At 67.4% G+C, this 23409-nt stretch carries 23 protein-coding genes; 18 read left to right on the forward strand and 5 right to left on the reverse strand.

Annotated elements, in window-relative coordinates:
* Nucleotides 1-14 precede the first annotated feature (14 nt).
* Both IPP28_03195 and IPP28_03200 read left to right on the forward strand, forming a co-directional pair.
* Nucleotides 15-1304 (forward strand): O-antigen ligase family protein, encoded by a 1290-nt coding sequence (locus IPP28_03195; protein MBL0040058.1) that lies wholly within the window; start codon nt 15-17, stop codon nt 1302-1304.
* Nucleotides 1301-1822, forward strand: a complete 522-nt coding sequence (locus IPP28_03200) for a hypothetical protein (GenBank protein MBL0040059.1) — start codon at nt 1301-1303, stop codon at nt 1820-1822. Before IPP28_03195 ends, IPP28_03200 begins: the two co-directional genes overlap by 4 nt.
* On the opposite strand, the gene IPP28_03205 is transcribed toward IPP28_03200, so the two are convergent.
* Nucleotides 1823-3004, reverse strand: coding sequence for a glycosyltransferase (locus tag IPP28_03205; GenBank protein ID MBL0040060.1), 1182 nt, complete (start codon nt 3002-3004; stop codon nt 1823-1825). It abuts the gene before it with no gap.
* 79 nt (nt 3005-3083) lie between these two features.
* Here IPP28_03205 and IPP28_03210 point away from each other — a divergent pair, with 79 nt between their 5' ends.
* The 6 genes from IPP28_03210 (at nt 3084) to IPP28_03235 (ending at nt 12662) form a co-directional block, all read left to right on the forward strand.
* On the forward strand, nt 3084-4259 hold the full coding sequence (locus IPP28_03210) for a glycosyltransferase (GenBank protein MBL0040061.1): 1176 nt from the start codon (nt 3084-3086) through the stop codon (nt 4257-4259).
* Nucleotides 4260-4299: 40 nt separating this feature from the next.
* On the forward strand, nt 4300-5472 hold the full coding sequence (locus IPP28_03215; GenBank protein ID MBL0040062.1) for a beta-aspartyl-peptidase: 1173 nt from the start codon (nt 4300-4302) through the stop codon (nt 5470-5472).
* A complete protein-coding gene (locus IPP28_03220; protein MBL0040063.1) occupies nt 5472-6311 on the forward strand; it encodes a cyanophycinase in 840 nt (279 codons plus the stop codon). The genes IPP28_03215 and IPP28_03220 overlap by 1 nt, the downstream gene beginning before the upstream one ends.
* Before the next feature lie 54 nt (nt 6312-6365).
* Nucleotides 6366-9164, forward strand: coding sequence for a cyanophycin synthetase (cphA, locus tag IPP28_03225; protein ID MBL0040064.1), 2799 nt, complete (start codon nt 6366-6368; stop codon nt 9162-9164).
* Between the two features lie 77 nt (nt 9165-9241).
* Entirely contained in the window at nt 9242-10894 is a 1653-nt protein-coding gene (locus IPP28_03230) for a Mur ligase (GenBank protein ID MBL0040065.1), read from the forward strand.
* Nucleotides 10895-10943: 49 nt separating this feature from the next.
* Nucleotides 10944-12662: a L,D-transpeptidase family protein gene (locus IPP28_03235; protein MBL0040066.1), complete on the forward strand. Its 1719-nt coding sequence runs from the start codon at nt 10944-10946 to the stop codon at nt 12660-12662.
* Here the strand turns inward: IPP28_03235 and IPP28_03240 are convergent.
* Nucleotides 12612-13313 carry a murein L,D-transpeptidase catalytic domain family protein gene (locus IPP28_03240; GenBank protein ID MBL0040067.1) on the reverse strand — a complete coding sequence of 234 codons (702 nt, stop codon included), beginning with the start codon at nt 13311-13313 and terminating at the stop codon, nt 12612-12614. The genes IPP28_03235 and IPP28_03240 overlap by 51 nt on opposite strands.
* A gap of 103 nt (nt 13314-13416) precedes the next feature.
* Here IPP28_03240 and queD point away from each other — a divergent pair, with 103 nt between their 5' ends.
* Together queD and IPP28_03250 are read left to right on the forward strand one after the other, a co-directional pair.
* The gene (gene queD, locus IPP28_03245) at nt 13417-13773 is read left to right on the forward strand and encodes a 6-carboxytetrahydropterin synthase QueD (GenBank protein ID MBL0040068.1); all 357 of its coding nucleotides are present in this window, start codon (nt 13417-13419) and stop codon (nt 13771-13773) included.
* 111 nt (nt 13774-13884) lie between these two features.
* Entirely contained in the window at nt 13885-14268 is a 384-nt protein-coding gene (locus IPP28_03250; GenBank protein ID MBL0040069.1) for a phasin family protein, read from the forward strand.
* Between the two features lie 122 nt (nt 14269-14390).
* On the opposite strand, the gene IPP28_03255 is transcribed toward IPP28_03250, so the two are convergent.
* On the reverse strand, nt 14391-14771 hold the full coding sequence (locus IPP28_03255; protein ID MBL0040070.1) for an MAPEG family protein: 381 nt from the start codon (nt 14769-14771) through the stop codon (nt 14391-14393).
* 80 nt (nt 14772-14851) lie between these two features.
* Here IPP28_03255 and IPP28_03260 point away from each other — a divergent pair, with 80 nt between their 5' ends.
* Nucleotides 14852-16531, forward strand: a complete 1680-nt coding sequence (locus IPP28_03260; protein ID MBL0040071.1) for a SpoIIE family protein phosphatase — start codon at nt 14852-14854, stop codon at nt 16529-16531.
* Here IPP28_03260 and IPP28_03265 read toward each other — a convergent pair whose 3' ends face one another.
* Together IPP28_03265 and IPP28_03270 are read right to left on the reverse strand one after the other, a co-directional pair.
* Entirely contained in the window at nt 16532-17116 is a 585-nt protein-coding gene (locus IPP28_03265; protein ID MBL0040072.1) for an STAS domain-containing protein, read from the reverse strand.
* Nucleotides 17113-17901: a cyclic nucleotide-binding domain-containing protein gene (locus tag IPP28_03270; GenBank protein ID MBL0040073.1), complete on the reverse strand. Its 789-nt coding sequence runs from the start codon at nt 17899-17901 to the stop codon at nt 17113-17115. Before IPP28_03270 ends, IPP28_03265 begins: the two co-directional genes overlap by 4 nt.
* Before the next feature lie 133 nt (nt 17902-18034).
* Here IPP28_03270 and IPP28_03275 point away from each other — a divergent pair, with 133 nt between their 5' ends.
* The 7 genes from IPP28_03275 (at nt 18035) to IPP28_03305 (ending at nt 23405) form a co-directional block, all read left to right on the forward strand.
* Nucleotides 18035-18982, forward strand: a complete 948-nt coding sequence (locus tag IPP28_03275; protein MBL0040074.1) for a hypothetical protein — start codon at nt 18035-18037, stop codon at nt 18980-18982.
* 147 nt (nt 18983-19129) lie between these two features.
* Entirely contained in the window at nt 19130-19498 is a 369-nt protein-coding gene (locus tag IPP28_03280) for a hypothetical protein (GenBank protein ID MBL0040075.1), read from the forward strand.
* Between the two features lie 10 nt (nt 19499-19508).
* Complete coding sequence (atpB, locus tag IPP28_03285; protein ID MBL0040076.1) at nt 19509-20348, forward strand: F0F1 ATP synthase subunit A; 840 nt, start codon at nt 19509-19511, stop codon at nt 20346-20348.
* A gap of 62 nt (nt 20349-20410) precedes the next feature.
* Entirely contained in the window at nt 20411-20689 is a 279-nt protein-coding gene (gene atpE / locus IPP28_03290) for a F0F1 ATP synthase subunit C (GenBank protein ID MBL0040077.1), read from the forward strand.
* A 94-nt stretch (nt 20690-20783) separates the two neighbouring features.
* Complete coding sequence (locus IPP28_03295) at nt 20784-21254, forward strand: F0F1 ATP synthase subunit B (protein ID MBL0040078.1); 471 nt, start codon at nt 20784-20786, stop codon at nt 21252-21254.
* Between the two features lie 2 nt (nt 21255-21256).
* Complete coding sequence (locus IPP28_03300; protein ID MBL0040079.1) at nt 21257-21790, forward strand: F0F1 ATP synthase subunit delta; 534 nt, start codon at nt 21257-21259, stop codon at nt 21788-21790.
* Nucleotides 21791-21857: 67 nt separating this feature from the next.
* On the forward strand, nt 21858-23405 hold the full coding sequence (locus IPP28_03305) for a F0F1 ATP synthase subunit alpha (GenBank protein MBL0040080.1): 1548 nt from the start codon (nt 21858-21860) through the stop codon (nt 23403-23405).
* The last annotated feature ends 4 nt before the right edge of the window (nt 23406-23409 follow it).

Below are 23409 nucleotides of genomic sequence, written 5' to 3' on the forward strand. Positions count from 1 at the left end.
CAAGGGAGATGGCAATGGCGGTCGGCGCGGGACGGACGTTGGCAGCAGTGCTGATGTTCGCGCTGCTGGCTGCGGGCTGCGCAGTGGCGCCCTGGGATGCGGCAGCCTTCGATGCGCCGAAGCGTTTGCTGGTCGCGCTCGCGCTGGGCTCGGCCCTGTGGATCGCGCTGTGGTGGTCGCCACGGCCGCGATGGCAGGACCTGTCCGGTCCGGCGCGGCTGCTGTTGATCCTGACCGCCGCGCTCGGGATCGGGGTCGGCGTGTCGATCGGGCTGTCGCCGCAGACGCGGATCGGCATCGACCAGGGTCGCTGGATGCTGTTGCTGTCGAGCGGGTTGTGGCTCGGCGCCTCGACGCTGTTGGCGGAAGCGGATCGACGCCGGATCGGCGTCGCGGCGGCACTGGTCGTTGTGTTGAATGCCTTGCTGTCGCTGGCGCAGGCCGCAGGGTGGGGGCCGCAGTTCACGCTCGCCGAGAGTGGCGGCCGCTTTCCGACCGGTGCCTTGTTGGGCAATGAAGCCTATGTGGCGCTTGCGTGCGCGCTGCTGGGCGCCGCAGCGACCGCGGCGTGGATCGGTGCCGGCCATGCACGCGAACGATGGACGGCGGCGCTCCTGGTCGTGCTCTGCCTCGCGACGATCCTCGTCAACCAGCAGCGCACCAGCCTGATCGCGTGGATGGTCGCGACACTCGTGTTGGTGCTTGCGCGGTATTGGCTGAGTGGCCTGCGCCGATTGCTGCCGGCGGTGATGGTGCTGGCGGTGCTTGCCGTGCCGCTGCTGCGCGAACCGGTGCGCACGGCGCTGACCGACCCGCAGCGGGTCGCGGCGTTGGAACAGGCCACGACCTACCGGATCGGGGCCTGGGCAGCGGCGTGGCAGATGATCGAGGCGCGGCCGTGGACCGGTCATGGTCCCGGCAGTTACGCACTGCAATCGCAGCGCTACCGGTTCGTCGCCGAACGGACCCTCCAGGTCCGATTGCGGCCGCCGCCGACCGCCACCGCTTATGCCAACGCGCATCAGGACTATCTGCAACTCGCGGCGGAGTGTGGCGTGCCGGCGCTGATCGCGGCCCTGCTGGCCATCGGCACCTTGCTGCACGGCTTGCTCGCGTGTGTCGAAGCGGCCGCGCGTGAGGGTCGTCGCGATGTCGAGGCGCTAGGTCTGCTCGCGATCCTGGTCGCGGGTGCGGTGGCTGCGCTGGCCTGGTTTCCGCTGCAGATTCCGTTGACCGCGCTGATCCTGTTGCTCGCCGCGGGCCGCGCGTGGCGGCGCGTGGCGGCGTTGCGGAGCGCGCCATGAATCGGCTGCCGCGAGTGATCGCGATGCTCGTCGTCCTCGCTCTGGTCGCACCGGAAATCCGGCGCGAACAGGCCGAGCGCCAACTCGCGCAGGCGACGGCACGGATCGATCCGGTCCTGCGTGGCGATCTGCAGGGTGCCCCTGCCGTGGCCGCCGCCGCCGATGCCGCGACCCTCGCTGCTGCTGCTGCGCGCGCGCTGCCGGGCGATCCGCGCCCGCCATTGCCGGGAGCGATTGCGGCCATGCTGCTCGGTCGCACGGACGTCGCCGTCACCCTCCTCGATGCTGCGATCGACGAAGGCGAACGCCCCGAGTTCACCGTGAATCTCGGACGTGCCCGAGCCATGCAAGGCGACATGGCTGGGGCCGACCGCGCCTACCTGCGCAGCGCCTGGGCCAGCGAGCTCGCGCTCGCCACCTTGCCAGCGGCGATGCGCGACGATTTGCTTGCGCGCGTGCGGCTGCTGGAAGCAGCGCTGCATCGGGGCACCCTCGACGTGCCGCCGCCGCTGGATTGATCAGGCGCGGCCGACGGCCTGCAGCCAAAGCCGTTCCAGCGCCAAGGCCGAATCGCGCCAGGAATGCCGTTGTTCGACCAGGCGTCGTGCCGCGCCCGCCATGCGCAGCGCAGCAGCGCGGTCGTGCATCACATCGAGGATCGCGGCAGCCATGCTCGCAGCATCGTCGGCGACGCGCAGATGTTCGCCCGGCACTGCGTCGAGGCCGGCCGCGGCGATCGACGTGGCGACCACCGGCGTGCCCGTCGCCATCGCTTCCAGCACCTTGAGCTGCTGTCCGGACCCAGCGCGCAACGGCACGACCGCGATCGCAGCGCGGCTCAGGTAGGGGTGCACGTCGGCGACCGGACCGACCAGGTCGATGCACGGCGAGCGCCGCGCAAGTCGTTGCAACGATGCGGCAGGTCGAGCGCCGACCAGCACGAGGCGCAGCGCCGGCACGTGGGCGCTCAGCAGCGGCAGCACGTTGGCGGCGAACCAACTGATCGCGTCGACGTTCGGGAAGTAGCCGAGATTGCCGACGAAGACGATCTCCGGTCGCGGGTCCGCGGTCGCGACAAAGCGGAAGCGGTCGAGATCGACGCCGTTGTCGATGCGGACCAGGTTGGGATAGTCGCCGATTGCGGCGCGGTCGACCGGCGAGCAGACCGCCACGCCGGCCGCCTGTGCGCACAACACCCGCTCGTAGTCGACGAGGCGCGCGGCCTCGCGCCGCGCGACGAAGCCGCTCAAGCCGCGATCGAGCGCACCCCGCCGCGCCATGTTCAGCGACAAGGCGTCGATCAGGTCGAGCACGCAGGGCACGCCGCGAACGTGTTGCACCAGGCCGCCGAGTCGGGCCAGTTGCACGTGTACGAGATCAAACGGCGTGTCGGCCAGCAGGGCGTCGACACAGCGCCGTTGCGCCGCGGTGTCGTAGATCGCGGCCTGGATCGGGCGCGGGTCAAACATGGCGCCGGCGAGGCGCGGCCCCAGCAACAGCCGTCGCCGCGGCAGGGTCACGACGCGTTCGCACCACGCCGCCAGATCGGTGCCGGCCGAATGCCGCGGATGGGCCGCCTCGAAGCTGAGCAGGGTGATCGCGTGCCGTTGCGACAGGTGACGGATCTGCTCGAACGCACGCAGCTGGTCGCCGCGCATCGCTTGGCCGGGGAATCGGTTGGTGACGAACAGGATGCGCATCGGGAACCGGATTCTGACCGTCGCCGGCGATGCCGTCGATTAGACTCGTCGGCCCCCGTCATCGTGATCCGGCCCACGCGTGAAAATCCTCGTCGTCGCGACCAAGTCGCCATGGCCGCCCGACGATGGCGGTCGGCTGGTGCTGTGGACGATGTTGCAGGGCCTGCGCGCGGCCGGGCACGAGTTGATGTTGATCGCGCCCGCCGATTCGTCGCCGCCGCATCGACAGGCGCAGGTGGACGCGGCCCTGCGCGAGGTCTGCTTGCCGCGACTGTTCGATGTGCGACCACGCAGCTGGCTCGTCGCGATCATCCTGTCGCTGCTGCAAGGGCGCGCGCTGAGCCTGGTGCGACATCGTCATGGCGTGCTGCTGCACGCTGTACAGGCGGCGCTGACGAATTGGCGGCCGGACGTGGTGCATGTCGAGCAGTTGCAGGCCTGGGCGCACGCGGCACCCGCTCGGGCGGCGGGCGTGCCGGTGTTGCTGCGCATGCAGAATGTTGAGTCGTCGTTGTGGCGACAGGTCGCGCGCGCGCGCTGGCGGGCTTGGCCGCTTTGGTTCGAATCCTGGCGGCTGCAACGCGGCGAGCGCAGGGCGATGCAGGCCGCGGCGGCGGTGCTGGCCTTGACGGCGCCCGATGCCTTGGCGCTGAAGGCGATCGCCGGGCCGGCTGCCGATGCAGTGTCGACCATCGCCCCGGCGTTTCCGTTGCGGCTGCCGGCCGCGCCTGCGGTCGCGGGCGAACCGGCCCTCGTGCTGTCCGGCAGTGCCGGGTGGTGGCCGAACCGCGCCGCGCAACAGTGGTTTCTGCAGCGCGTTCTGCCCGCACTGCGGGCTGCAGGCGTTTCTGGCTGCCTCCACATCTACGGCGGCGCGCCGGTCGATGGACCGGGCGTGGTCTGGCATCGCGCACCGGCCGACGCGATCGACGCCTTTCCCGAAGGGGCGATCGCCGTCATTCCGCTGCAGGTCGGGTCGGGCATTCGCATGCGCATCCTCGAGGCCTGGGCGCGCGGTCTGGCGGTCGTCGCGAGCCCGACCGCTGCAGCGGGTCTCGCCGTCGTATCGGGACGCGAATTGCTGATCGCCGACACGCCGGCGGCATTCGTCGCCGCCATCCAGCGACTGCAGACTGACCCCGGCCTGCGTGAGCGCTTGATCGCCGGCGGACGGGCCTATCTGGCACGCCATCACGACCCCGAGACGCAGACGCGACTGCTGCTGGCGCGCTACGTGTCGGTGACTCCGGGATGACCCGGTATCATCTCGCCCTGTCCTCGTCCTGCGCGTGCCCATGTTGACCTTGATTCGAAACGCCACTGTCTTTGCGCCCGCTGCCCTGGGCCGGCGCGATCTGCTGGTTGGTGGCGGCCGACTGTTGTGGATGGGCGATGCGGCCGAAGCCGCTGCTGCGACCGCGATCGCGACCGAGGTGGTCGATCTGCGCGGGCGTCGCCTGCTGCCGGGTTTCGTCGATGGTCATGCGCATCTGACCGGCGGTGGCGGTGAGGCCGGTGCGCATACCCGCGTGCCGCCGCTGTCGCTGTCGCGTTACACGCTGGCCGGCGTCACCTCGGTGGTCGGCGTGCTCGGCACCGACGACACCACGCGCAGCACGCGCGAACTGGTCGCGACGGTGCACGGATTGCGCAACGAAGGCCTGAACGCCTGGGCCTATACCGGCGGCTATCACTTGCCGCTGGCGACCCTGACCGGCAGCGTGCGCGACGATCTTGCCTTCATCGATGGCCTGATCGGGGTCGGTGAACTCGCAATCTGCGACCACCGTTCCAGCCAGCCGACACTGGACGAATTGCTGCGCGTCGCGGCCGATGCCCATGTCGGTGGTCTGCTCACCGGCAAGGCCGGCGTGCTGCATCTGCACCTCGGCGACGGCGCGCGCGGCTTGTCGCTGGTGCGCGAGGCGCTGGCCGGCAGCGAACTGCCGGCGCGGGTGTTCCATCCGACCCATGTCAATCGCCGCAAGGCACTGTTCGACGAAGCGGTCGCGCTGGCGAAGCAGGGCTGCACCATCGACATCACCGCGTTTCCGGTCGACGAGAACGAAGACGCCTGGCCCGCCGACGAGGCGCTGCTGCGCTATCTCGACAGCGGCGCGCCGGCCGAACGGGTGACTGTCAGTTCCGATGGCGGTGGCTGCCTGCCGCACTTCGACGGTGACGGTCGCGTCGTGCACATGGACATTGGTTCACCGAGTTCTCTGGCCGAGACCTTGCGCAACCTGCTGCTGCGCGGGCAGGATCTGGCGCGGGTACTGCCGGCCTTCACGCTCAATCCGGCGCGCTTGCTGCGTTTGCGCGGCAAGGGCGAGGTAGCGGTCGGTTCTGATGCGGATGTCGTGGTTCTGGACGAGGAGCACCGGGTGAATGACGTGATGATCGGCGGACGTTGGCACGTGCGTGACGCGACGGCCGTGGTCCGCGGCACCTTCGAGGACGCGCGCTGATGCCGAGCCAGGTCCCCCAGGGCGGCAGCCGCGGCTGGATCATTCCGATCGGCGGTGCCGAGGAGAAGGAAAACGATCGCGCCATCCTGTCGCGCTTCGTCGATCTGTGTGGTGGTCGTGACGCGGACATCGTGGTCATCCCGACCGCAAGCAAGCTGGCCGATACCGGCGCGCGCTACGAGGCGATCTTCCGCAGCCTCGGCGTGGGCCGCGTCGACGCCGTCGATTTCGACACCCGCCGTGACGCCGAGGAACGTGGTCGCATCGTCCGCATCGAACGCGCCAGCGGCGTGTTCATCACCGGCGGCAACCAGTTGCGTCTGGCGACCCTGCTCGGCGGCACCTCGGTGGCGCGCGCGCTGCGCCAGAGCAATGCCCATGGCACCCACATCGCCGGCACCAGCGCCGGCGCGGCGTTTCTCAGCGAACACATGATCGCGTTCGGCGAAGAAGGCGCGACACCGATCGCCGGCAGCGTGCGCCTGGCACCGGGCCTCGGCCTGACCAATCGCTTCATCATCGACCAGCATTTCCGCCAGCGCGACCGTCTCGGTCGCCTGACCACGGCGCTGGCCTACAACCCCTTCGCGATCGGCATCGGCCTCGACGAGGACACCGCGGCCTTCATCGCGCCGGACAACACGGTGGAAGTCGAAGGCAGCGGCGGCGTCACCATCGTCGACGCATCGGAACTCGAGTTCTCGTCGATGGACCAGGTCGACGAGGGCGAGCCGGTCTGCCTGCTCGGCCTGCGCCTGCACGTGCTGGTGCGTGGCGCGACCTTCAATCTGCATACACGGCGCGCGTCCGCCGGCCGGATCGCCTTCGTCAAAGCCTGATCGGGTGCGCAATCGGCTATCGTTGATCTCTCTCGGCCAGGGGTGGAATGCCGCATGCGTATCCTCGATCGTCAGGTCTTCGTTGGTCCGTCGCTGTATGCCCATTTCCCGGTCATTCGGCTGGAACTGGATCTTGGCGTGCTGGAAGCCTGGCCGACCGCGCGTCTCGGGCCGGCCTTCGTCGAGGCGCTGGTCGCGGCCTTGCCGGGGCTTGCCGAACACGGTTGTTCCTATCGCGAACCCGGCGGCTTCATCCGGCGCATGAACGAAGGCGAGGGCACCTGGCTCGGCCATGTGCTCGAACACGTCGCGATCGAGTTGCAGAACATCGCCGGCGAAGACATGACCTTCGGCAAGACCCGCAGCATCGACGATCGTCCCGGCGTCTACTCGGTGGTCTACGAATATGCCCAGCGCGAAGAAGGGGTCGAGGCCGGAGAACTGGCGCTGCGCCTCCTCAGTTCGCTGTTGCCGGCAGAGCTGCGCCCAGCCGACAGCGTGCCCGACGACTGGCATTGGCCGGATGCGCGCGACAGCTTCATCCGTTATGCGCAGCGGCGTGCGCTGGGTCCGTCGACGGCGTCCCTGGTCAAGGCCGCGGAAGACCGCGGCATCCCGTGGCTGCGCCTGAACGACCAGTCGCTGGTGCAACTCGGGCACGGCAAATACCAGCAGCGCATTCAGGCGACCGTGACCGGCAAGACGCCGCACATCGCGGTCGAACTCGCCAGCGACAAGGAGGAAACCAACAAGATCCTCGGCTCGCTCGGCCTGCCGGTACCGCGTCAGGAACTGGTGCAGAGCGAGTCCGGCGCCGTGCGTGCGGCGAAACGCATCGGCTTCCCGGTGGTGACCAAGCCCTACAACGGCAACCACGGGCGCGGCATCTCGATCCGCCTGATGAACGACGACGAAGTGATCGCCGGTTTCAACAAGGCCAAGGAGATCTCGCGCTCGGTGATCGTCGAGACCTACCTCGAAGGCGATGATCACCGCCTGCTGGTCGTGAACGGCGAACTGGTCGCGGCGACGCGGCGTACCCCGGGGCACGTGGTCGGCGATGGCCGCCACACGATTCGCGAACTGGTCGAGATCGTGAACCAGGATCCGCGCCGCGGCATCGGCCACGAGAAAGTGCTGACGCGCATCGAACTCGATGCCCAGGCCGAAATGATGATGACGCGCGCCGGCGTGAACGCCGATTCGGTGCCGGACGTGGCCCAGGTGATCTACCTGCGCTCGACCGCGAACCTGTCCACCGGTGGCACAGCCACCGACGTCACCGACGTGATCCATCCCGATAACCGGGACATGGCGGTGCGCGCGATCAAGGCGATCGGTCTCGATGTCGGCGGCGTCGATTTCCTCAGCACCAACATCGCCGAAAGCTACAAGTCGATCGGTGGTGGCATCTGCGAAGTGAACGCCGCGCCCGGTTTCCGCATGCACGTGGCGCCGAGCGAAGGGCGCTCGCGCGATGTCGCCGGTCCGGTGATCGACATGCTGTTCCCGACCGGGACGCCGTCGCGGGTGCCGATCGCGGCCCTGACCGGCACCAATGGCAAGACCACGACCGCGCGCATGCTGGCGCACGTCGTCAAGATGGCCGGCTACACGCCGGGCCTCACCACCACCGACGGCGTCTACATCGACGGCCAGCGCACGGTCGAGGGCGACATGACCGGTCCGGTCTCGGCACGCATGGTGCTGGCCGATCCGCAGATCGATTTCGCGGTGCTGGAAACCGCGCGCGGTGGCTTGCTGCGTGCCGGCATGGGCGTGCCCAAGGTCGATGTCGGTGCGGTGCTGAACGTGCAGTCCGACCATCTCGGCATGAAGGGCATCGACACGCTCGAGCAACTGGCCGAGGTCAAGCGCATCGTCGTCGAAGTGGCCGAGCAATGCGCGGTGCTGAACGCCGACGACGCCAACGTGCTGAAGATGGGCGCGTACACCGATGCCAAAGTGATCTGCTACGTCACGATGAATCCGCAGCACGGCCTGGTGCGCGAACACATCCGTGCCGGCGGCCGCGCCTGCGCGCTCGAAGCCGGCGTCAACGGCCAGATGATCACGCTGTACGACAAGGGCGGTCACATTCCGCTGCTGTGGACGCATCTGATTCCGGCCACGCTCGAAGGCCGCGCACTGCACAACGTGCAGAACGCGATGTTCGCGGCGGCGATGGCGTTCTCGCTCGGCATCAAGCTCGATGCGATCCGCCAGGGCCTGCGCACTTTCGACAGCACCTTCTTCCAGGCGCCCGGCCGCATGAACGTGTTCAACGAGCATCCGTTCAAGGTGCTGTTCGACTACGGCCACAATGCGCACGCGGTCTCGGTGATGGCCGACCTGGCCCAGCGGCTCGACGTGGCCGGACGGCGCATCGTCGTCGTGGCAGGACCGGGCGATCGCCGCAACGAGGATCTCGTCGACATCGCGAACGCGGTGGCCGGCCGATTCGATCATTACATCTGCCGTCGTGACGACGACCTGCGTGGTCGCGACGGCGACGAAGTGCCGAAGCTGATCGCGGCGACGCTGCGTGGCCGCGGCGTGCGCGACGACCAGATCACCCTGATTCCGGATGAGCAGGAAGCGATCGATGCGGCGCTGCGCATGGGCGAAGCGGGCGATCTCTTGCTGGTCTTCGCGGACGCGTTGGTGCGTTCGTGGAAGCAGGTGATCAAGTTCCGCCCCGAGGGCGCACCGGCGCGGACCAGCTTGGCCGAGGTCATGTCGGCAGCGCCGGTGGCACAGCCCGTGGTCGAGGAACCAACCGCGGCGGGGAGTTGGGAAGGCTTGGTCCGTGACGAGCGCGGCGTACGTCTGGCGCGCGAGGACGCCGACTGAAACCGGTCACACCCGAGCTGTTCGAGGACTCGCGTCGTCTTACCGGTCCGAACCTGTTCTTCGCGGACTGCGGGGCCGTGCTCGACGTGCCCGCGACGACACCGGCGTTCGCGCAGCGATGGGTCGCGCAGGTGCGTGCGTTGCGGGCCGAACTCGGCTGGCCGGCCGACGCCGCGATCGTCACGCGGCTGCATCGCGATGGTGCGTCGTTCGCTGCCGCCGCCGCCGACGACCAGCTGTTCACCGCGACCGAGGTCAACGAATTGGCCTGGTTGCGACTGGTCGCGCAGGAGCATGACGCCGCGTGGCCGCTCGCACCGGCGTATCCGGCCGTGTTCGATCATGAAGCGGCGCGGCAGACGCTGCAGCGTTCCGCGCTCGCCGAACGCGCGCCGCGCCTGATGGCGTTGCTGCAGGAAGCGCAGCGGCGCGCGCTGGGCGTGCTCTGCGACGACGAGATGTTCAGCCTCGGTGGTGGCCACGGCAGCCGGACCTGGCCACTGCAGGCCTTGCCGGAGTCGGTCGACTGGTCGACATTGAGTGACGTGCCGACCGCCCTCATCACCGGGTCGAACGGCAAGACCACGACGGTGCGGCTGGTCGCGGCCATGGCGGCGGCGGCCGGGCGCTCGCCCGGGTTCAATTGCACCGACGGTGTCTTCGTCGATGGCGAGTGCGTGCTTCGTGGCGACTATTCCGGCCCGGCCGGTGCCCGCGCCGTATTGCGCGATCCACGTGTGCAAACAGCCGTGCTGGAGACCGCGCGCGGCGGCATCTTGCGGCGTGGCCTGGCGGTACGCCGCGCCGACGCCGCGATCGTCACCAATGTCAGCCCCGACCACTTCGGTGAATACGGGGTACACGATCTCGCCGACCTCGCCGACGCCAAACTCGTCGTCGCGCGTGCGCTGGGTCCGGCCGGCACCCTGGTCCTGAATGCGGACGATCCGCTGCTGGTCGCGAAGTCGGCGGCACTGACGGTGCCGCTGGCGTGGTTCGCACAGGATGATGCGCATCCGCTGCTGCTCGCTGCGCGAGAGCGCGGTGGCGGCACTTGCGCCGTCGCCGGAGGGCGCCTGCGTCTGTACTGGCGAGGTGTCGCACATGACCTCGGTGCAGTCGCGGCGATGCCGCTGACCGTCGCGGGCAGCGCCGCGTACAACATCGCCAATCTCGCCGGTGCGGCCCTGCTGGCCGCGGCGCTCGGCATCGGCGTCGAATCCATCGCTGCGGTCTGTCAGCACTTCGGCGCGCGCCGCGACGACAATCCCGGTCGCCTCGAACGCTGGCGGATCGGCGACGTCGATGTGCTGGTCGATTACGCGCACAACCCGGAAGGACTGGAGGGATTGCTGCAGGTCGCCGAACAGTTGCGCAAGTCGCGCGACGCTCGCATCGGTCTGCTGCTCGGTCAGGCCGGCAATCGCGATGACAGCGCGATTCGCGCGTTGGCTCAGGTCGCCGCCGCACATCGCCCGAGCCGGATCGTGCTGAAGGACATTCCCGGCATGCTGCGCGGAAGGGCACCCGGCGAGGTGCCGGGTCTGTTGCGCGAGGGTCTGCTCGACACGGGCTTCGCGGCCGCGGATCTGCACCTCGAACTGGATGAACTGGAAGCGGCGCGGCAACTGTGGTCGTGGTCACGGCCCGGGGACGTGCTGGTGCTGCCGGTGCACGCCGCCGCAACGCGCCTCGCACTGGCGCAGTGGCTGGATGCACTGCAGCGATAGCGGCGCGCCGGGCCTTCGACGAAAGTCGACCCACATGACGCGATACACCATGACGAGCGATGTTCCGGCAACGATCCAGCGAACTTCGGCGCATCCCGCCCTGCCGTGGTGGCGCCCACATGCAGCACCGCTGGCGCTGATGATGGCGGCCTCGGTGGCTGCCAATCCGCCGGTGTCCGAGGTGGAGGCGCTGCGCGCAATCACTTGCGGTGCTGCGACGACGAGAGTGGCCTCGACCGAACCGGCGGACGTGTCGTGTGTGCTGTATTCGGTGCGTGCGTTCCGACCACTCTGGCTCGATGCCGCCGGGCAGCCAACCGTGTCGGCATGGCGCATGATTGATTCGATGCAGCGTGCCGAACGGCGCGGTCTGCGTTCAGCAGATTACGACGCCGACGCCTGGACGGGCAGGGCGGCGGCCTTGCGTGCCGGCGGTCCCGCCGCACGCGCCGGTTTCGACGACGCATTGACGCGACAGGTCTTGCACTTCGCGCTCGACCTGCATCGTGGCCGCATCGATCCGCGCCGCCTCGGCGTCGGCATCGATCCATCGAGCAAGCGTCTTGATCGACCGATGCTCGTGGAATCGCTGGCCGGTGCGCAGGATCCCGATCCGTTGCTGGATGCACTGGAGCCGCCGTTCGCGGGGTATCGACGATTGCGCCAGGCGCTGGCGACCTTGCTGATGACGTCCGCGCACGCCGATGTTCCGGTGCCGGCGCCCTCGTCCCGCGTGCTGGAGCCCGGTGCTGACGATGCCAGTGTCCCGGCGTTGCGCGCGCGTCTGCTGCAGCTGGGGGATCTCGTCGCGATCGACGGCGTCGTCGAGGCGGGCAGCGCGACGCGCTTCGATCCCGCGCTCGCAGCCGCACTGCAGCGGTTCCAGGCGCGGCATGGGCTGATGATCGATGGCCGCCTTGGCGCGAACACGCTGGCCGCGCTGAATGTGCCGCTGTTGCGACGCATCGACCAGATCCGCTTCGCGATGGAACGCTGGCGCTGGGTGCCGAGCGGATTTCCGGAGCCGCCGATCGTCGTCAACATTCCCGAATTCCAGCTGCGTGCGGTGGGCGACGACGGTCGGTTGGCGTTGCAGATGCCGGTCGTCGTCGGGCGTGCGTTTCGTACCGAGACGCCGGTGTTCGCCGAACTGCTGCGCACCCTGGTGTTCCGGCCGTCGTGGACGGTGCCGCCGTCGATCGTGCGCGACGAGTTGCTGCCGCGCGCGCTGCAGGATCCGGGCTACTTCGCCCGCCAGGGATTCGAGATTGTCGGTGTCGACGATCAGTCCCTGACGCCCGAAACGCAGCGCGGCTTGCGTCGTGGGCAGCTGGCGCTGCGCCAGAGGCCGGGCCCGGGCAACGCCCTCGGTCGCGTCAAGTTCCTGTTCCCGAACGCCCACGCGGTCTATCTGCACGACACCCCGTCACGCGGTGCGTTCGCCCGCGCGCGTCGCGACCTGAGTCATGGCTGCGTGCGCGTGCAGGACCCGGAAGCACTCGCGAACTTCGTCCTGCGCAAGCAGCCGGAATGGACGCCGGAACGCATCCGCGCCGCGCTCGACGGCGAGCACGACGACGTCGCGGTGACGGTGTCGCCGCCGATCCCGGTGTACCTGGTGTATGTCACCGCCGTGGCGCCCGGAGACGGCGCGGTCCACTTCTTCGACGATCTCTACGGCCACGACGCGACGCTGCAGGCGGCGCTGGACGAGGACTCACGGACGCGCTGCGGTGTTGTTCCGTTGCGCGCCTGCGCGCGCGACTGAGTCGCGCCGGCATTCGGCGAGGGCCGAGGTGTCGGCCGTGTCCGGCGCCTCCGCGTACAACAACTGGCCTTGCTTGATCGCATCGATCAACGGCCGGGCGATGGCCGTGCGCACCGCCGGACAGCCGAAGCTGCGCCCGAGGCGTCCCTGGCGAAGGGCCTGGAGCGGGTCGACATAAGCGGCGCCATGCATGACGATGGCGCGCGCCCGGGCACGGTCGTTCAGGCCTGGCTCCAGGCCATCGAGTCGCAAGGAATAGCCGTTGTCCCCGTCATAAGTTTCACCGGTGCGGAACAGCCCCAGACTGGACTGATGGCTGCCCTCCCGGTTCGAGAAGTGTCGTGCCAGATTCTCGCCGCTGCCCTGGCCGTGGGCGACATGCTCGATGAACAGCAGCGACGGTCCGGACAGGTCGAACACCCACAGGCGTGGCTCCGTCGAGGGCCGGGCGTAGTCGATCACGGCCAGTCGCTCGCCCGCGGTGGCGAGTCCTCGCGCGATCGCGCAGTCGCGTGCCGCCAGCGCGCGTTCGAGCACGGCGCTGTTCGCCGCCGGTGCCAGCGCCGTGAGTTCATCGACCAGAGACGTTGCCGTCGCAGGTGCTGCAGCGAACAACAGACCGATCCGGCCGAGCAGGGAGGAGACGCGCATGGGCGCAGCATAGATCACGCGGACAATAGTCGTGACGCGATCGTTCATGTCGCCATCAGCGTCGTGACAGACGGTGCGCGGCGCCGGCCGCTAGACTCCAGCGATGGATATTTTCAAGATTTTCACGATCGAAGCCGCGCATCGACTGCCGAATGTCCCCGCCGGGCACAAGTGTGCGCGTGTGCACGGGCATTCCTTCCGCATCGAATTGCATGTGTCGGGTCCAGTCGACCCGCAGTTCGGCTGGGTGCTGGATTTCGCCGAGCTCAAGGCAGCCTTCAAGCCGTTCTACGAACAGCTCGACCACCACTACCTCAACGATATCGAGGGTCTCGACAACCCGACCAGCGAACAACTGGCGCGCTGGATCTGGTCGCGCCTGAAGCCATCGCTGCCGTTGCTGTCGGAAGTGGTCGTGCACGAGACCTGCACCTCGGGCTGCCGTTATCGCGGTGACTGAGCGTGGCCCCTGGTTCCGTTCAGCTGCGCATGTTGCACTGCAACAAATACCCGGTTATGCTGCACCGCAGTAACGTCGCCCATCGTGGGCACGTGCATTCGGGGCAGAGCCATGTTTGAGCAGATCAGCAGTCCGTTTATCGCAGCGACCAAGCAGTTTGCCGAAGCCGGTTTCAAGGCGCAGGGCATTGCACTCGAAGGATTCGAGAAAGTCGTCGGTGCGCAGATCAACACCTTCGAAAACCGCCTGAACGCGACCCTCGACTTCTGGTCGCAGGCTGCGGAAGTGCGCAACCTCGACGGCGTCAAGGCGATCATGCCGAAGTCGATGGCGCTGGCGAAGGAAACCGCCGAGACCGTGTTCGCGACGACCCAGGAAGTGGTCACCATCACCGTCAAGACCGGTGAGGCGCTGAACGCCATCGCCAAGACCCAGATCGATGCGTCGAACGACGTGTTCGTGAAGCCGGTCGTGGCCGCGCGCAAAGCCAAGTAATTCTTGCGGGCGGAGCCCGCTCCCACGCTTGCGTGGAAGACGTCACACGGATCTCCCTCCCCTGTTTGATATCGTGTGACGTCCTTTTGAAGGCCGACGGTCCCCCGTCGGCCTTCGTTTTTTCAGGCCGCGGCGGCGCTGAAATACAGTGCCACCGTGCAGGCGAATGCTGCGCTCCAGGCCAGGCTGCGCTGCCAGTGCAGGTCGGCCAGATAGAAGCCGCCATAGACCAGACGCAGCACGATAAAGGCGACCGCGAGCTGGTCGATGCGATCGGCGTTCGCGCCAAGCTGGTGCGCAATGATCACGCCGGCTGCGAATGGCGGAAACGCTTCAAAGCTATTCGTGTGCGCCCAGTGCGCGCGTTGCCGAAAACCGCTCAGGCGGGCCTGGAACTCGGGCACCTTGCGGTTGTTGTAGCCGCCGCCGGAGAACTTCGCGATCGCGGTGTACAGCAGGGGCATGAAGGCAGCGGCAAGAACGCACCAATAGGCAATGGGCATGAGCTCTCCAGACGGGTGGCGGCGGGTGCGCAGTCTCGCACTTGTGAGACACTTCGGTGCGAAATCGCGTCAGGCACAGCATGCTCGAATTGTTTGTCGAAGCCGGTCCCCAGTCCGGCCAGCGTTTTGCGCTGGCGGCGAGCACCGTGCTCGGTCGCGGCCAGTTCGCCGACCTGGTGATCGCCGATCTGGCGGTCTCCCGCCGGCATGCGCAGATCGAGCCTGAAGGCGCGGCCTGGCTGCTGCGTGACCTCGAGAGCGCCAACGGTACTCGCCACAACGGCAAGGTCCTGCTGGCACCGGTCCGGCTCGATGATGGCGATGCCGTCGAACTCGGCCAGACCCGATTGCGGGTGCGCATGCCCGATCGCGGCGAAACGACGTCGGCCCCTCCGCCGGCGCCGCCAGCGGTCGTCGCGGTGTCGCTGCCGGAAGCGACGATGATGGAGGCCGATGTGAGCCTGCCGGCGCCGCGCGGGGTCTACGAGACGTCGCCACCGGGAGAACTCAAGGCCTTCGTGCCCGGGGTCGAACGCCGCCAGCAGGTGGTGCAACGCCTGCAGTTCTTCCAGCGCATGGCCGAGTTGATGGCCATCGCCGGTGTGATGCAGCACCAGATGCGGGACGCACTTGCGGCGCTGGCCGAAGTGTTCCCGCTCTGTCGTCGGCTGGTGCTGATGGTTCGCGACACGCCGCACCGGCCGTGGCGGGTGCTGGCACAGCGCGTATCGGCGGGCGACGAACTGGATCTCGGCATCGCGCAGGCGCTCGCGAATGCGGCGCAAGGGGCGAATCGTGTCGTGATTGCCGGCAGCGACGCGGCGCCGGCACCGGTCGCTGCGGCGCTGATGCCGCGCATGCCGGCGGCGGCGGCGGCAGTCATTCTGTCGAATGCCGGCACGCAGCTGGGCGTGCTCTACCTCGATGCCCAGGATGATGCCGAGGCCCTGAGTACGCGCGACGCCGATTTCCTGCTCAGCTGCGCCGGCCAGTTTGGCGCCCTGCTCGCCGCGTATCGTCACGCCGAGAGCGGACGGCTGGTGCATGCCGAGGAATTCGAATTGACGCGCCGCATCCAGCGCCGATTCCTGCCGACGGCGACGCCGCGCTTCGACGGCTACGAAATCGCCGACAGTTACAGTGCCGCACGCATTGTCGGTGGCGACCTGTTCGATTTCCTCACCCTCGCCGATGGCCGGCCGCTGTTCTTCATCGGCGACGTGTCCGGCAAGGGATTTCCGGCGGCGCTGCTGATGGCGCGGATCGGCGCGCAACTGCGGGCGGTGGCGGTGCGGGCGCGCAATGCCGCCGAGGTGCTGCGGTTGCTCGACACGCAGATGCGTCCGGAACTCGAAAGCGGCATGTTCATGACCGCGGTGGCGGCGGTGCTGGACGTTGCCCGCGGCGGCGTCGATATCGCCAGCGCCGGGCATCCGATGCCGCTGTTGCGGCGTGCCGATGGCGTCGTCGACACCTTGCCGGTGGTCGCTGCGCCCGCATTGGGGGTCGGTGGCGGCAATTTCTACGAGTCGCGCATCGATCTCGCTCGTGGCGATGGCTTGCTGTTCTATACCGATGGCCTGGACGAAGCCCGCAACGCCGACGACGAGGCGTTTGGACTGGGACGCGTGCATGCGTTGCTGGCAGCGGCGCGTTCCGCAGGCCAGGCGATCGAAGCCTTGACCAGTGCCGTCGAGGCTTACTACGGCGACCTCGAGCCCTTCGACGATCTCGCCCTGATCGCGCTCTGGCGGCGCTGATCAATCCTTGCCGAACAGTCGTTTCCAGCGACTTTCGGCAGGTGCGGCCGGGGCCGCGGCCGGTTCCGCCGTCACGGCCGGCCCCACCACGGTCGAACGTTTCTGCAGTTCCTCCGGGCTGGCCGGGGCGCCGAGCAGCTGGGCGGCCGCTTCGCTGCGGGCGACATCGTCATCGGCGGGTGTCGGGTTGCGTCCTACGCCGAGCAGTTGTGCGGCGGTGTCGAGCAGCATCGCCGAGGTGTCGAGTTTGTGCGGGTGCTGCTCGACCGCGCCGTGGCGATTCGGGAACAGCGCGAACATCGAGGTGAAGCCGGCGATGTCGAAGACCTGGCGCACGCTGGCCGACAAGCCGCACAGTCGAACGCTGCCGACACCGCCGTCGAGGCGCTTGGCCAGCGCCAGCAGCACGCGCAGGCCCGCCGAACTGACATAGGTGACGGCAGCGAGATCAATCACGAAGTGGCGACGACCGGCGTTGCCGGCGTCGTGCAGCACCAGCTCCAGTTCGCCCGATGTCTCGGAATCCAGCCGGCCGCTCGGTGCGATCAGCAGGACCTGGCCATGCGTTTCCTGCAGGATGTTCACTCAGACTCCGCCTGCACGGTCACGTCGACGCTGCCGAAGCGCAACACGTCGCCGATCGCGAACGCGACCGCGACGCCGGGCTTCACGCGCTGACCGTTGTGGAAGGTGCCGTTCAAGGTGCCGACTTCCTCGCGCACTCGCCAGGTGCCGCCCTCGTCCAGGATCTTGGCATGGCGGCGCGACAGCGAACGTTGCGCATCCAGCGGCCCGAGGTTCACTTCGGGCGTGGTGGCGGTGACCGGGTCGGGTCGGCCGACCAGGAATTCGGTCTTGTCCTTCAGCACGAAGCGGGTCTGGGTCGGGATGTGGACCAGGCAGAGCGGACGCCTCGGCGCGGCGTCATCCGATGGCATGACCACCGCCTCGGCGCGCGCGGACACGGTCTTCGGCATCGGTGTGAACTCGGTTGCGGAAGCCGTCGCACGACGGACTTCGACCGGATGCGGCACCGTCGTTTCGCCGCCGCGCGATTCGGCCCGGCGCAGGCGCCCGGCCAGCTTGCGCATGATGCGGATCGCGATCTCGACATTGCCGGCAATCACGCCCGGGAATGCCGCGCGATCGATCCGCAGCAACTTGGTCGGTGCGCGCGCGACTGCACTGGCGAAGCGCGGCTGGTCTTCCAGAATCGCCATTTCGCCGAAGAAATCACCGGGTCCGAGCGTCGCCAGCGGCTCGCTGCCGCGGGCGGCACGCACGATGTCGATAGCGCCGGACTCGATGATGTACATCTCGGTGCCGTCGTCGCCCTCGCGGAAGACGATCTGCCCCGAGGGCACCATCATGAACATTTCCTGCGACATGGGTCGCGACACTCCGTGGGCGGGGGCGGATTATGCGGAGCCGTCACAGCGCGTGACAATGGCCGCAAGGCGCTAGGCTAGCGCGAAGCCGCGCGGGAGGCGTGTCGGGCCGCACATGCTGCGCATATTCGGATTGCTTGCACTTTGGTGGATCACGGCCACCGCACAGGCGCAGATCGTGCGCCTGCCGGACGCCGCGTGTGCCGAACCCGGCGCCCGTGGCGACGGGTTCGAGGAGCCGTGGCCGAGTTGGCCCTCGCGCGGCAGCGGCGGCGTGTTCGGCAGCGGCAGTGGCTACATCGCGGTACCCGGGTTCGAATCCCATCCGGCCTATGCGCATCGCGAGTACTTCTGGTTCGTGCCGGAATTGGCCGATGCCGGTCCGATGCCGGTGGTCGTGACCCTGCATGGCAGCGCCGGCTCGCCCGCCAACGCGCGCAACGAAGCGCGGATCGTGCGCGACCTCTGGATCGACGCGGCGCGGCGCCATGGCTTCGCCATCGTCTCGCCGGTGGCCGGCGGCAGTCGCGGCAGTTGGGTCGCGCCGCTCGCGGCGGGCGACGCGCCGACCGACTACGACGTGATCGCGGCGGTGATGAATGACCTTGAATCGCACTTCGATATCGAGCGTGCGCGGCGCTATCTGTGGGGGTTTTCGGCCGGTGGCCACGTTGCGCTGGATGTCGTGTTGAACCCGGTGCATCCCGCTTTCGGGCGGCGGCAATTCGCTGCGGTCGCCGTCAATGCAGGGGTGCTTGCCGGTCTGGCCTGTGCCGGTCGCAGTGAGACGGATTGCAACACTGCGCTGCGCCAGGCATTCCCGCGTTTGCCGGTGCAGGTGCTGGTCGGCGACGCGGATCCGCTGCGAACCTACGCGGAAGGCGATTCGGTACGATTTCCGGCCCAGGGCTGGGTCGCCGACCGAACCGTCCGCCATCTGGCGTTTTCCGGCGGGCATTGGGTCGATTTCACCCATCCGGACCTGCACTGGGACTGGCTCTGTCAGTTTGCGCGCCGGTTCGACCCGAGCGAGCGTTTCCGCCTGCGCCCGTCGCTCCCCTGAACGGATGTCCTTGGCGGGTTCATCCAGCCCCCGGCACAGCGACTTCCTTGCCTTGCACGCCCCAGCATTTGCCGGCTAAAATCCCCCGGCTTTGTCGGTGCATTGTCGTACCGCCTCTTCCCGCAGATTCGTCACGAGCGCACGGCCATGAGCACGCAACTTGCACAAGGCCGCGCCTTAGTCCCGCGGATCGCGATGGCGGAAGCGGTGTCGGTGTCGCTCGTCGCCCTGGGATTCGCATTCGTCTCGGTGCAACACGCGGGTGCGGTGCTGGTGGGCGGTGCGCTGGTGGTGATCGGAACCTTGCTGTTCGGCTGGCGCATGTTCGCCGGCGGGGTCGGGTCGCCGGGCACCGCGCTCACCTCGATGCTGGTCGGCAAAGCCCTGCAATGGATCACGCTGGCGCTGGGACTGTTATTGGTCATCGGCGTCTGGCACTGGCCCGTCGTCCCCGTGGTGTCTGGCGTGATCGCCGCCCAGGTGGGCTTCTGGATCGGAACCGGATTAGTTCATTGAGCCCCAAATCATGTCGGATCACGCCGAAAAACTGACGCCCACCGAGTACATCCAGCACCATCTGGGACATTTCGCGCGAGACCTCACGCCGCAAGTGTCGAAAGACGGTTTCATGGCGATCCACGCGGATACCATGGTGATGTCGTTCGTGCTCGGTCTGGTGATGTGCCTGGGCTTCTGGCTGGCGACGCGCAAGGCGACTTCCGGCGTGCCCGGGCGCTGGCAGGCCTTCGTCGAAATCGTGCTCGAATTTATCGACGGACAGGCAAAGGACGCGTATCACGGCACCAGCAAGCTGGTGACGCCGATCGCGATCACCCTGTTCTGCTGGATCTTGTTGATGAATGCGATGGATTTCATTCCGGTCGACTTCATCGCGAAGATTTCCGGCTTCGTCGGTGCCACGTTCTTCGGCATGGATCCGCATCAGGTGCATTGGCGCCCGGTCCCGACCGCCGATGTCAACGCTACGCTGGCGATGTCGATCACCGTGTTTTTCCTGATGATCTTCTTCGCGCTGCGCGCCAAGGGCATCGGCGGCTTTGTGCATGAAATGTTCACGGCGCCGTTCGGCAAGTGGATGTTCCCGGCCAATATCCTGCTCAACATCGTCGAGCTGCTGTCGAAACCGGTGTCGCTGGCGATGCGACTGTTCGGCAACATGTACGGTGGCGAGATCGTCTTCCTGCTGATCTGGGTGCTGGGCAGCGTCAGCGTTGCCGGTGCGCTTGCCGCATCCGTCCTCGGGCTGGCCTGGGGACTGTTCCATATCCTGATCGTCATCCTCCAGGCCTTCATCTTCATGATGCTCTCGATCGTTTATTTGAGCCTCATGGAAGAGCATCACTGAGTTCCGTTCCACCCTTTCGTTTTCTTTTTTCTTTCCATCAAATCCGTAGACGGAGAACCACCATGGACGTTCAAGCCCTCATCGCCACCATCAACGCCTCGACCGCCATCGCGATCGGCATCATGGCCGGCCTCGCCGCACTCGGCGCCGGTATCGGCATGGGCCTGATGGCCGGCAAGTTCCTGGAATCGGCGGCGCGTCAGCCGGAACTGATCCCGGTCCTGCAAGTGCGCATGTTCATCACCGCCGGCCTGATCGACGCGGCGTTCATCATCACGCTCGCCGTCGCGCTGATGTTCGCGTTCGCAAATCCGCTCACTTCCGCCATCGCCGGCGGCTGATCGGTCTGATGCGCGGCTTCGGCCGCGCATCACCCGGGTTCGATCGTGCGACGGGATTCACCGTCGCCGAAGTCCACAAGCGGAGCATTACGCCATGAACATCAACCTGACGCTGTTCGCGCAGGCGCTCATGTTCGCCGGTTTCATCTGGGTCATTGCGACCAAGATCTGGCCGCCGTTGAGCAGCGCCATCGAGGAACGCCAGAAGAAGATCGCCGACGGCCTGGCCGCCGCCGACCGCGCCAAGCAGGAACTCGCCGACGCCGACGCCCGCGTCGCCGACGAGATCCGCAAGGCCCGTGTCGACGCCAGCCAGATCACCGACAAGGCGCATCAGCAGGCTGTCCAGATCGTCGACAAGGCGAAGCAGGACGCGATCGCCGAAGCCGCGCGCCAGAAAGCCGCGGCGGAAGCCGAAATCGCGAACCTGTCGTCGAAGGCGAAGGAAGTGTTGCGTTCGCAGGTCGCGAGCCTCGCCGTGAAGGGCGCGGAAAAGATCCTCGGTCGCGAAATCGACGGCGCGCGGCATCGTGAGTTGCTCGACCAGGTTGCGGGCGAGATCTGACGATGAGCACGCGCGAAACGCTGTCTCGCCCCTATGCCCGTGCCGCCTTCGAGCTCGCACGGGCAGCCGGTGCTGTCGCCGACTGGTCGCAGAAGTTGGCCTTTGCGAGCGCTGTCGCCGCCGATCCGCAGGCGTCGGCGCTGATCAGCAGCCCGCGCATCGCACCTGAGCAGCTGACCACGCTGTTCCTGCCGCAGGGCGAAGCGTCGGATAGCGCATTTGCGTTGTTCATCGCCCAGCTGACCGGCAACCGCCGCATCGGCTTGCTGCCGGAAATCGCAGCGCAGTTCGAGCATCTGAAGCGCGAATCGGAGCGCGTGCTGCGTGTGCGCGTGACAACGGCGGTGGCGCTCGAATCGGCGCAGGCAAGCGCCATCGGTGCGGCACTGAAGAAGCGCTTCGATCGCGATATCGAGATCGAGGCGAAGGTCGATCCGAGCGTGCTCGGGGGCGCGTTGATCAATGCGGCCGGACTGGTGATCGACGCATCGGTGCGCGGTCGCCTGGAACGCCTCGCGCAAGACCTGTCGCAGTAACGAATTCGAATCTGGGCACGCCCGGCGTGCACAGACCAAGCAAGCATTCACCCTTTCGGGAATCGTCATGGCCACACAACTCAATCCCAGCGAAATCAGCGAACTGATCAAGAACCGCATCGAGCAGTTCAAGACCGGCGCGACCGCGCGCAACGAAGGCACGATCACGTCGGTGTCCGATGGCATCGTGCGCATCCACGGTCTGGCCGACGTGATGCAGGGCGAAATGATCGAGATGCCGAACAGCACCTTCGCGCTCGCGCTGAACCTCGAGCGCGACTCGGTCGGTGCCGTCGTGCTGGGTGCCTATGAGCATCTGCGTGAAGGTGACGCGGTCAAGACCACCGGACGCATTCTCGAAGTGCCGACTGGCCCGGGCCTGCTCGGCCGCGTCGTCGATGCGCTCGGCAATCCGATCGACGGCAAGGGTGCGATCGTTTCCGAAGTCAGCGCCCCGATCGAGAAGGTCGCCCCGGGCGTGATCTGGCGCAAGTCGGTGTCGGAACCGGTGCAGACCGGATACAAGTCGGTCGACGCGATGATCCCGATCGGACGCGGCCAGCGCGAACTGATCATCGGCGACCGCCAGACCGGCAAGACGGCGCTGGCCATCGACGCCATCATCAACCAGAAGTCGTCGGGCGTGAAGTGCATCTACGTCGCGATCGGCCAGAAGAACTCGACCATCGCCAACATCGTGCGCAAGCTCGAGGAACACGGCGCGCTCGCCTACACGACGGTCGTCGCGGCCTCGGCCTCGGAATCGGCGGCGATGCAGTACATCGCGCCGTATTCGGGCTGCACGATGGGCGAATACTTCCGCGATCGCGGCCAGGACGCGCTGATCATCTACGACGATCTCTCGAAGCAGGCTGTGGCCTACCGCCAGATCTCGCTGCTGCTGCGCCGTCCGCCGGGCCGTGAAGCCTACCCGGGCGACGTCTTCTATCTGCACTCCCGCCTGCTCGAACGCGCTTCGCGCGTCAGCGAGGAATACGTCGAGAAGTTCACCAATGGTGCGGTCAAGGGCAAGACCGGTTCGCTGACGGCACTGCCGATCATCGAAACCCAGGCCGGCGACGTTTCGGCCTTCGTTCCGACCAACGTGATCTCGATCACCGACGGTCAGATCTTCCTTGAAACCGACCTGTTCAACGCCGGTATCCGTCCGGCCGTGAACGCGGGTATCTCGGTGTCGCGCGTCGGTGGCGCCGCGCAAACCAAGATCATCAAGAAGCTGTCCGGCGGCGTGAAGCTCGCACTTGCGCAGTACCGCGAACTGGCGGCCTTTGCGCAGTTCGCTTCCGACCTCGACGCAGCGACGCGCGCACAGCTCGAGCGCGGTCAGCGCGTCACCGAGTTGATGAAGCAGAAGCAGTACGCACCGATGTCGATCGCCGAACTCGCGATCTCCGTCTACGCAGCCGAGAAGGGTTATCTCGACGAAGTGCCGGTCGCGAAGATCCTGTCCTACGAATCCGGTCTGCACGCGTTCATGCACAGCAACCACGGTGCGCTGATGCAGGACATCGCCAAGACCGGCAACTGGGACGACAAGATCGAAGCGACCTTCAAGGGCGCGCTCGACGAGTTCAAGAAGACGGGCAGCTGGTAAACGG

The organism is Lysobacterales bacterium (assembly GCA_016721845.1).
In the GTDB taxonomy this organism is placed as follows: domain Bacteria; phylum Pseudomonadota; class Gammaproteobacteria; order Xanthomonadales; family Ahniellaceae; genus JADKHK01.

Excerpts from the sequence above, each read along its gene's own strand:
- IPP28_03195 (MBL0040058.1), top strand. The coding sequence starts at position 15 with ATGGCGGTCGGCGCGGGACGGACGTTGGCAGCAGTGCTGATGTTCGCG.
- IPP28_03200 (MBL0040059.1), top strand. The coding sequence starts at position 1,301 with ATGAATCGGCTGCCGCGAGTGATCGCGATGCTCGTCGTCCTCGCTCTG.
- IPP28_03205 (MBL0040060.1), bottom strand. The coding sequence starts at position 3,004 with ATGCGCATCCTGTTCGTCACCAACCGATTCCCCGGCCAAGCGATGCGC.
- IPP28_03215 (MBL0040062.1), top strand. The coding sequence starts at position 4,300 with ATGTTGACCTTGATTCGAAACGCCACTGTCTTTGCGCCCGCTGCCCTG.
- IPP28_03220 (MBL0040063.1), top strand. The coding sequence starts at position 5,472 with ATGCCGAGCCAGGTCCCCCAGGGCGGCAGCCGCGGCTGGATCATTCCG.
- cphA (MBL0040064.1), top strand. The coding sequence starts at position 6,366 with ATGCGTATCCTCGATCGTCAGGTCTTCGTTGGTCCGTCGCTGTATGCC.
- IPP28_03235 (MBL0040066.1), top strand. The coding sequence starts at position 10,944 with ATGACGAGCGATGTTCCGGCAACGATCCAGCGAACTTCGGCGCATCCC.
- IPP28_03240 (MBL0040067.1), bottom strand. The coding sequence starts at position 13,313 with ATGCGCGTCTCCTCCCTGCTCGGCCGGATCGGTCTGTTGTTCGCTGCA.
- queD (MBL0040068.1), top strand. The coding sequence starts at position 13,417 with ATGGATATTTTCAAGATTTTCACGATCGAAGCCGCGCATCGACTGCCG.
- IPP28_03250 (MBL0040069.1), top strand. The coding sequence starts at position 13,885 with ATGTTTGAGCAGATCAGCAGTCCGTTTATCGCAGCGACCAAGCAGTTT.
- IPP28_03255 (MBL0040070.1), bottom strand. The coding sequence starts at position 14,771 with ATGCCCATTGCCTATTGGTGCGTTCTTGCCGCTGCCTTCATGCCCCTG.
- IPP28_03260 (MBL0040071.1), top strand. The coding sequence starts at position 14,852 with ATGCTCGAATTGTTTGTCGAAGCCGGTCCCCAGTCCGGCCAGCGTTTT.
- IPP28_03270 (MBL0040073.1), bottom strand. The coding sequence starts at position 17,901 with ATGATGGTGCCCTCGGGGCAGATCGTCTTCCGCGAGGGCGACGACGGC.
- IPP28_03275 (MBL0040074.1), top strand. The coding sequence starts at position 18,035 with ATGCTGCGCATATTCGGATTGCTTGCACTTTGGTGGATCACGGCCACC.
- IPP28_03280 (MBL0040075.1), top strand. The coding sequence starts at position 19,130 with ATGAGCACGCAACTTGCACAAGGCCGCGCCTTAGTCCCGCGGATCGCG.
- atpB (MBL0040076.1), top strand. The coding sequence starts at position 19,509 with ATGTCGGATCACGCCGAAAAACTGACGCCCACCGAGTACATCCAGCAC.
- atpE (MBL0040077.1), top strand. The coding sequence starts at position 20,411 with ATGGACGTTCAAGCCCTCATCGCCACCATCAACGCCTCGACCGCCATC.
- IPP28_03295 (MBL0040078.1), top strand. The coding sequence starts at position 20,784 with ATGAACATCAACCTGACGCTGTTCGCGCAGGCGCTCATGTTCGCCGGT.
- IPP28_03300 (MBL0040079.1), top strand. The coding sequence starts at position 21,257 with ATGAGCACGCGCGAAACGCTGTCTCGCCCCTATGCCCGTGCCGCCTTC.
- IPP28_03305 (MBL0040080.1), top strand. The coding sequence starts at position 21,858 with ATGGCCACACAACTCAATCCCAGCGAAATCAGCGAACTGATCAAGAAC.